Annotated in this window: 5 protein-coding genes; 4 read left to right on the top strand and 1 reads right to left on the bottom strand. The window is 59.9% G+C overall.

Going from position 1 to position 8717, the window contains the following annotated elements; all coding sequences use genetic code 11:
* The first annotated feature begins 558 nt into the window (after positions 1-558).
* Genes VEH04_14910 through VEH04_14895 form a run of 4 tightly spaced genes read left to right on the top strand, consistent with a single transcriptional unit; the run spans position 559 to position 7166 of the window.
* Positions 559-2040, top strand: a complete 1482-nt coding sequence (locus VEH04_14910) for a Wadjet anti-phage system protein JetA family protein (protein ID HYG24068.1) — start codon at positions 559-561, stop codon at positions 2038-2040.
* 1 nt (position 2041) lies between these two features.
* The gene (locus VEH04_14905) at positions 2042-2689 is read left to right on the top strand and encodes a DUF4194 domain-containing protein (GenBank protein HYG24067.1); all 648 of its coding nucleotides are present in this window, start codon (positions 2042-2044) and stop codon (positions 2687-2689) included.
* A complete protein-coding gene (locus tag VEH04_14900; GenBank protein HYG24066.1) occupies positions 2686-6075 on the top strand; it encodes an SbcC/MukB-like Walker B domain-containing protein in 3390 nt (1129 codons plus the stop codon). The genes VEH04_14905 and VEH04_14900 overlap by 4 nt, the downstream gene beginning before the upstream one ends.
* On the top strand, positions 6072-7166 hold the full coding sequence (locus VEH04_14895) for a Wadjet anti-phage system protein JetD domain-containing protein (protein ID HYG24065.1): 1095 nt from the start codon (positions 6072-6074) through the stop codon (positions 7164-7166). The genes VEH04_14900 and VEH04_14895 overlap by 4 nt, the downstream gene beginning before the upstream one ends.
* Positions 7167-7256: 90 nt before the next feature.
* On the opposite strand, the gene VEH04_14890 is transcribed toward VEH04_14895, so the two are convergent.
* On the bottom strand, positions 7257-8717 hold a 1461-nt coding region (locus tag VEH04_14890; protein HYG24064.1), incomplete at its 5' end, for an alpha-L-arabinofuranosidase C-terminal domain-containing protein.

Genomic DNA, 8717 nt, shown 5'->3' with positions numbered 1-8717 from the left:
CGATTCGTCGAGCGACATGGGTGGGGTGATTCGTCTTCCCGGCCCGCGCGTGGCGCTTCTGTTGAAGAAAAAATCCATCTTGTTCACAACTCGGAAATTTCCCGGCGCGAAAGTTGTTCACATCGGCTGCGGCGAGCTGATAAGGCTTCCTCGCCGATATTGAATAACTTTCGGAACAGCTATAAGGGTGCTCTGATTCGTTCTACCGCGTCACGTCGTTCCCAAGCTCAAACGCTCCTCCTCTCCCCCCGCCCTCTCCTCCGCTCGGAGCGGAAGAGAGGGAGTTGAAGGGGGCTTTACACGCAAATCAGGACGCTCGTTTTCAGACTGATTTTCTCCCCTCGCCTGCGACGCAGGAGCGGGAGAGGGGCTGGGGGAGAGGGTGCGCTGATTCGTTCTACAGCGTGACGTTGTTCCCAGGTTCAAACGCTCCTCCTCTCCCCGACCCTCTCCTCCAGTCCGAGTGGAGAAGAAGGGAACCAACCCGCTGGTTGTCCGCAGGCTTTTCAAAGCCCTTCCGTCCCGCCACACTGCGCATCGTGAAAACCTTTGCGTTGAATGATTAAAGATGCGTCACGCTCGCTCGGAATGCGGCTCGCGCCATTGCTGGATGGCGGATTCTTCCGTCCGCTCGCCCGCTCATCCGCTGCCGTGTACGTCGATTGCGCGGATCGCCTGACCGAGGCCGCCGACGAAGGCGGACAGGTGCCGCACCACGAAGCCCGCGTGCTGATTCGCGATGTCCTCGTGCAGCATCCGAATGTCCAGCTCGATGAAGACGAGGGCGGGCAATTTCGCGATTTGAATCAGCGTGCGAGCCAGTTCTTCAACAAACTGATTGAGGTGCGCTGGCTTGAGCCACGCCGCGTCAGCCTTGATGAGCATTACGTTCTCATTGCGCCTGCGCTTCGACAGCTCTTGCGCCTGCTGCGCGATCTCGCCGAAAACCGGCCAGCGGAACTAAAAGATTTCGCCGCAACCCTGCGCTCGTTGTGCCGCGATCTTCTCAATGCAGGATCACTTGACCCGAATCGTCTCGGCCCCGAAGAAATGCGGCAGACCGTGAAGGATCTGCTCGCGCGGGCCAGCCGAGCCACCGACCAGATGCATGCGGTGGAATCATTGGTTCTCCAGCACTCCACCGCGCAGGGCAGCAGCAGTTCCGCCCAGGAAACGCTGCAACGTTTTCTTGTCGATTTTCATGCAGGCGAACACATGGTCTGCTACGACGCGCTTCAGGAAAACGGACTGCTTCCCAATCTCACACAGGCGCGCACGATTGCGCAGGAGGCGCTCTACGACCCGTTCACCAAGCAGCGTCTTGCGGAGGGACTCGCACGCCATCTGAAGATCGATGTTTCTGATGCATACACCGAGGCCGAACGCTGGCTTGGCAAGCTCGAACGCCAACTCGCGTCGATTCCAATAAAGCAGCGCTTGATCGACGGGCGGATGGCGGACTTCAGCCGTCTCTCGGCAGCGCGGTATCGGTATCAAACTGAAATGCGCGGGCGCCTTCCGGAACAGGTGAAGGGCTACATGGATGCAGCCGCGGAACATCACGATGGCAAAACGTTCGCCGATCTTTCCTCCGAACCGGGGATGCAACTGCTCTCGCCGATCGCTGAAGTTTTCTTCGGCACCGACTCCTTGTCACGGCCCCGACGCCTGCGCCCGTCCATCAACCTCGGCTTCGAAAAGTCAGAAGCGTCGGATGGCAGCGCTGCGACAAACGAGATTCGCCGGCGCAACCTCAACGTGCTCACTCCCCAACGCGCAGCGCGGTTCGTGACGCGTCATCTTCCCGAGAAAGGGATCAGCATCTCCACAGAACAACTTCGCGTTCATCTCGAAGACGACCTTCTCGACCTGCTCGCGGTGCTCGCATTCGATCGCGGTCCCGCGAATGACTCAGCCCGAATCGTTCGTTGGCGGATTCATCCGATGCGCGCGGAATTCGGAACCGACCCTTCCCGCATCCCCCATGACGCGGAGGCAGGCCGGCTCATGGAACGGTTCACACTCGAACGCATTTCGTAACATGCCCACTCCCTGGCCCACATTTACCACCTGGCAGCGCATTCAAGAGGATGATCGCGCCGCGATTTCAGACATCCTCGCCGAACTCCTGGCCCACGGCGCATTGATTGGCGAGGCAGGTCGCGATCGCGAATTGTATCTGCTCGCGCGAGAATATCAGCGCGAACTCGGCGAATACCTTGCGCCGCTGCACCTGGAAGTCCTCGTCGATCCCGACCGTCCCATCATGCAATTGCGTCCCGTGCCGGGCGATTGCTCGTTGATCGCGCGTTTCAACAAGGCGGAAACGCTGCTCGTCCTGACGCTCTGGCGCATCTATCACGACGCACGCATGGAGAACCTCGCCGCGACGACGGTGATCACCGCCAATGACATCTGGGAAAAGCTGCGCCTTTACTTCGCCGGCATCACGCCCCCGACCGAGGCGCAGCTTCGCGAGATGCTCGGCAAACTGCGCAATCGGCGCCTTGTCCGCGTTGAATGGAGCGAGGACCCAACGCGTTTTGGCGAGTCGCAGGTGGAAATCCTGCCTACATTGCCGCGAGTGATTCCCTTCGAGAACGCCGCGGCCTGGCAACAGCACGCCTCGCTTTATGAATCCACAGGCGAACCACCCCGCGACGCTGCGCGCAACGAGGAGGAACCATGAGCCAGCGCATCTCGTTGACCCGAATCATCGCCATTCACTGGTATGGATTCCGGCAAATTTTTGATGTCGATGACAACGTCCTGATTTCGGGGGCATACGGAACGGGCAAGTCGGCCCTGCTCGACCTGATGCAATACGTGCTGCTCGGCGGCGAACGGCAATTCAACCGCGCTGCTGCGGGAAATGCGCGCGGCCGCGATCTCGTGGGCTATTGCCTTGGCGACACCAACCAGACGCGCAATGGCCAGCGCCATTTTCTTCGGCAAAGCGGCGTTTCGCTGATCGCCCTTGAGTTCACTCGCGCGGCCCAGCGGAGTGAATCGCCAAAGCGCGAGACCTGGGGAATACGCCTTCAATTCTCCAGCCCGGATGCTGCGCCGCACCACACGTACTTCTGCATTCCTGACCGCGTGGAATACGCATCGCTTGCGGCTGATGGAAAAAGCCTTTTATCCGACGACGCGTTTCGCACTTGGATTCGCCGCGAATACGGCAACGAAAGCCTGTTTGCACGCCAGCGCGATTACCTCGAGGAAATGGCAGCGCCGCGCCACCTGAACTTCGATTCCACGGCATTCCATCGAACCTTTCCCAAAGCCATCGCATTCGAGCCCGAGGAGAATGTGGAGAAGTTCATCCGCGAATTCATCCTTGAGGAAAGCCCGCTCGACGTCCGCGATGTCAAGATTGCCCTGCGCGCCTACGAGGACACGCGCAGGCGCCTTGAGAAACAGGAGGATGAAGCTGCCTTCCTCAGCCGCATTACGCGGCAGCATGAAACGTATGAGGCATCGCGGCGCGAAGAGGCCGTTCTTTCCCTCACCTTCCACGCGTTGAAGTTGGCCCAGGCCGAAGAACGTCGAAGTGAACTTGCGGAAAAATTAAAACGCCTCGAAGCCGAACACGCTGGCGACGTGAAGGAACTCGAGAACTCCGTCGCAACGGCCAGCGATCTCAAGCGCCTGCTCGACCAGGTTCGCTTCGAAATCGGCAAGGATCCGGATGCCGTCAAGATCGCAGGGCTCGCAAGCGACAAATCCGCGCTTGAGAAACAGGTGGAGGAGTTGCGCACGGCGCAGATGTCGGTGCGCAAACAACTCGACGACCGGCATTATCGCTGGATGAACTGGCTGAAGCATGGCTCTGCTTTGCCGCTCGACGGGTTGAACGAAGCGCTTGCTGGAAATGACACGCTGCTCGCAAACCTGCATCACGGCTCGGACCCCGGCAGATTGCATGCGATGCAGCAACTCGCCACGCGATTCAACGAGGAATTATGGACCTCCGTTGATCAACTGCTTCAACCGCTGCGGGCCGATGCCGCCAGCGCGGAAAAGAAGCTGCGCCAATTGGCGGAGGACCTGGAGCACCTTGAGCAAGGCCGCGCGCCTGGCTCGTTTCCGCTGTTCGCTGCGATGCAACAGAAGCTTGGCAGCCGCGTGGAGCAACTCGGCCGGCTCATTGAAGTGAAGCCCGACGCCGAACGCTGGTGGCCTGCGCTGGAACTGTTCCTTGGCCGCAATCGCTGGGTGCTGGTCGTCAATGACGCGGCCGATTATCGAGACGCTTTGGAAATGCTTCGCAAGACGCCGCCGGGACGCGAACCCGAGTCGCTGCTCAATCCCGCCGAAGTTCGGCAGTCCCGCTCGAGCGCGCTCGACAACGCGTTGTTCCATAAGGTCACCGTCGCTCATCCCGTCGCGCGTGCTTACGTGGAACATTTGCTGGGTGACGTCGCATGCGTTGAGACGATTGAGGAACTCGAAGCAACCGACACCGGCCGCGCGATCACACCCGAAGGCATTTTCAAGCAGGCGCCGTTGCGAAGGCGTTTGAAGCCAGCGGGCGCGGTGGAACTGACCCTTGGCCGCGAAGGACTGCAACGCATGCGCGCGGCTAAGGAGAAGGAACGCAGCGAAACGCGAGTGTTGCACGAGGCGCTGAAGCGAAAGCTCGACGACGTTCATGCGTGGCTGGACAGCGGACGCAAGGGCGGCCTGGGCGCAGGCACACTTCCCGACCGCGCCTCCGAACTGCCGCAACTGCCCGACCTCGAACGCAACCTCGGGCGCCTCCGCGAGACCATCCACCTCTTGATGACTCCCGAGCGGGAGGCGCGGCAGCAGCAGCTCGCTGATTCCGAGAAGCGTCACGGCCAGGCGCTCGCGAAGATCGCCGTGCTCAAGGAAAAGAACGATCGCTTCGAGATTACAATCCGGCCCGACCGCGAAGGACTGGAACGCTGGACTGCGGACGCTGAAAAACTTTCAGGCGAGCTCGTCGCGGCCCGTGTCGAACTGGGCCGCAGGTTCAGCGGCATTCTGGATGCGGAGATTGATTCGCAACGCGAACGTTTCCGCGCTGAATTCCCGCGCTGGACTGATTGCCTCGAGGCCGTTCAATCGCAAATGAGAAAAGCAAGCGAACAGGCAATCCTCGCCCGCGCAGAACGCAAAGCGGAACGCGACGCGCTCGCGACTGCACGTGATCCGCATGGAAACCTTCGCCACCCCGAATACCAGCACGACTTTCCGTCCGACGACGAAAGCAACGATCGTTGGGCAAATCGCCTGCAGGTTCTCGAGAGCATCGAACTGCAAAAGTCGCGGCAGCTTGCCGACGATCGCAGGCACGATTGGGAACGGCGGCTGGAAGACAGCGTGCTGAATGAGTTGAATCGCCGCCTTACCGAAGCACAGAACACGATACGCCTGCTCGACCGATATCTCGGCCAGCCTGTCGGCAGATACCGTTATCGCATCAGCCAGCGCAAGGACACAGCAGGTTACGGCGCCATGTGGCAGCTGCTCGGATCCGGATTGGAAATCACGGACCCGCTGCTCGGAACCGAAGTGGAGCGCGCGAAGCGCGAGCTCATGGACGCCATCAACAACGCCGGCCATGCTGATGCACGCGTGCTGCGGATGCTCGACTACCGCAACTATCATCACTACGACCTCGAGATGGTTCCCGCTGATAAACCCGATGCGCCGCCGATATCGCTTGGGCGCAGTGGACGCAACCTTTCGGGCGGCGAAAACCAGGCCCCCTTCTTCATTTCCATGCTTGCAGCCTTTCGCCGCGTGTATGATCGCGGCGACCGCAGTTCCGCGCGTTCCCAGCAATTGGGACTGGTTGTGATGGACGAGGCATTTTCAAAACTCTCGGGCGATGGCATTGAAGATTGCCTCGCGCTCGCCCGCAGCTTTCAGCTTCAACTCGTCATGGCGTTTCCGCCCGAGCGGCTGGGCGTCATGGTGCCGCATGCGCAAACCGTTGTGATGTGCCAGAAACAGGTGGAGCGCGATCCCGACGGCTATGTGACGCGCATCGAAAACATTCCCCTTCTCACGACCATGGCGGAAGCCATGGAAGCCTTGACGTGAGCCTGGACCCCACTGATCTCCCGATCGCGCAGGAGTTGTTCGCGCAATGGCAGCGCGCCCGGGGCGGGCGGGTCGCAGCCGCCGCACTCAGGCCGTTTTCACGCCAATGGGAGGAACTGCTGGAAGACGCTGGACTACGCTCCGCAACGGAACGGAACGAGGCGGAACACGATGCGAGAGCGTTGGAGTCCGCGGGTTGGGTGACACTAAAAACGGTTCGCTACAAGCCGCACCTGCTTCAACGCATCGCCATTCCGTTGATCGCTGAAGAACGTTGGTGCCAGGCCTTCGGCTTTGTTCCGACCTCAAATGAAGAGGCCCGGTTGATTCGGGAGTATTCATGGGAACCGCGACTGGCATTTCTTCGCGACGCCCCGCCTAATCTTTCCTTCGCGGAGTTGAAACAGATCAACGAATTCCTGCGCGGCGGGAACGTGGGTGAAGTCATTCCGATCAAGGAACGCTCCCTGGAAATCTTTGGCGATGAAAAGCGATTGGATGCGCTGTTCGCATCGACACTGTTTCGACCTGACAGGCTCAACCTGCGGAACGATCTCGGCTGCGAACTCGTCAGGGAACCCCTCGCATGGAAACGCGGACCTAGGGAAGCTGTGCATCAGCCAGTCATCGTGATTGAGAACGCGGCGACCTGGCACTCCTATTGCCGATGGAATGAGCAGCACATGATCTTCAGCGCGGTGATCTACGGTTGCGGCAACCGCTTCGTGGATGGAGTGAGGTTCCTTGGAGATGTTTTCCACGAACTGGGAGCCGTTCGAAACGTCTTCTACTTTGGCGATCTGGATCCGCACGGACTGCTCATTCCGCAGGAAGCATCGAACCGCGCGAAAGCAATCGGCATGGCAGCAATCAAGCCGCACCTGTGGAGTTACCGACAGCTTCTATTGCTGGGCAACGGCCGCGAACAGCCTTGGGAATTCGACACACCCGCAGGCACGCTGTGCGACTGGCTGGCCGATTGCGCGGAACCCGTGCGGCAGTTGTTCGCCTCCGGGAGGCGCCTGCCGCAGGAGCACGTTGGCTGGAAGTTCCTGCGAGTAACCGTTCCTCCGCCGGACCGCGGACTTTAGTCCGATTCAGCGTCATGCGGGCCGAAATCGTTGCACTTGCCCACACATCCTCAGTCCACGCGCTGAAGCAGCGTGAACGCAGCGCGCCGCCTATTTCCGGAATCGAAATACAGTCAGAGAATGCGCTGGCGCTTCGTACTGAAAGCTGGGTTGCACGGTCACCTCCGTCACAATGGGTTTCACCACAGCTTCCACACCATCCTCATTGAACGCGTCCCCGTTCGCTCCGCCCAGCACGGTCCGCACGCCGCGAAACTCCGCTGCACTCATGCCTTGCAGGACTACGGTCAACGGCAGTGCAGTGTCTGCGCCATTCACGATCTTCGTGATGATGTCACCTGAACGCGAATCGCGGACCGTCGATGCCGCCAGCTTGGCCGCTTCGCCTGCGGAGCTCACGGATGTCTCGAGATACGCGTCGCCGCTGTTCTGGCCGAACAACTGTTGCACATAATAATTGGCGCTCAGGAACACTTCGCTGCCATTGAAGTAAATCATGTCAGGATGCCACTGCGTATGCTGGCGGCGCGCAAACAACGGCGCGTAGGAGGCGAAATGAACAACGTCGCCGTTGCGCTCATATCCCGTGAGTCCCGCGGCTTCCGCGATGGCCGAACGCAGCGTGTTGCGGCGCCTGTCGCGATCGTGCGCCGCATATTCGCCCACGTAAACCTTCGCGCTGCTCCGATCGTATTTGTCGTAGCGCTGAAGATTGTTCCAGAACCACTGCGGCGTGACATAATAATGTTCATCCACCATCGGAAGCTGAATTTCCTTCGCAAAGGCCCAGCCCTTATCGAAATCGCTGCCGCTTGCGAACGGCCCCGACGTGCCAACCACCACGATCTCAGGATGCTTCGCCTTCAACGCTTCATAGATCATCTGAAACCGTTCCTTGAAGATCGGCGTGATCGCATCCTCATTTCCAACGCCGAGATACTTCAAACCAAATGGTTCCGGATGCCCCGCTGCGGCGCGCTTCGAGCCCCACTTCGAAGTAGCGGGACCGTTCGCCCATTCGATCAAATCCAGGACGTCCTGGATGTAACCAGCCATTTCGTCCATGGGCAGACCTTCCTGTCCGCGATTGGGCGAGCTGCCTGAATGCTGGCAGGAGACACCGGCTGCCACCACGGGCAAAGGCTTCGCGCCGACGTCTTCGCAGAACTGAAAATATTCAAAGTAGCCGATCCCCATCGTCTGGTGATAACCCCACAGGTTGCGGCTGCCCTTGCGCTGCTCGACCGGACCGATGGTTTCCTTCCAATCGTAATACCTGTGAATTCCCTGGCCATGAACGAGGCAGCCGCCAGGGAAGCGAACGAATTTCGGCTTGAGGTCTGCGACGGCCTGCGCCAGGTCCGCGCGCAATCCATTTTGCCGGTTGCGAAATGTCTTTTGCGGGAACAGCGAAACCATGTCGATGCACACACCGCCTGTCTCGTGAGCCAGCAGAACGAGGCGCGCGTTCGGAACGGTGCGATTCGGAGCGAACTGCGCCTCAACCTTTCGCCACTCGCGGCCGAGCACTTCCAATTTTGCTTCACCGAG

The sequence above is a fragment of the Verrucomicrobiia bacterium genome (genome assembly GCA_035629175.1).
GTDB lineage: Bacteria > Verrucomicrobiota > Verrucomicrobiia > Limisphaerales > DASXHY01 > DASXHY01.
This window is presented reverse-complemented; position numbering and strand designations above follow the sequence as displayed.

Excerpts from the sequence above, each read along its gene's own strand:
- VEH04_14910 (HYG24068.1), top strand. The coding sequence starts at position 559 with ATGATTAAAGATGCGTCACGCTCGCTCGGAATGCGGCTCGCGCCATTG.
- VEH04_14905 (HYG24067.1), top strand. The coding sequence starts at position 2,042 with ATGCCCACTCCCTGGCCCACATTTACCACCTGGCAGCGCATTCAAGAG.
- VEH04_14900 (HYG24066.1), top strand. The coding sequence starts at position 2,686 with ATGAGCCAGCGCATCTCGTTGACCCGAATCATCGCCATTCACTGGTAT.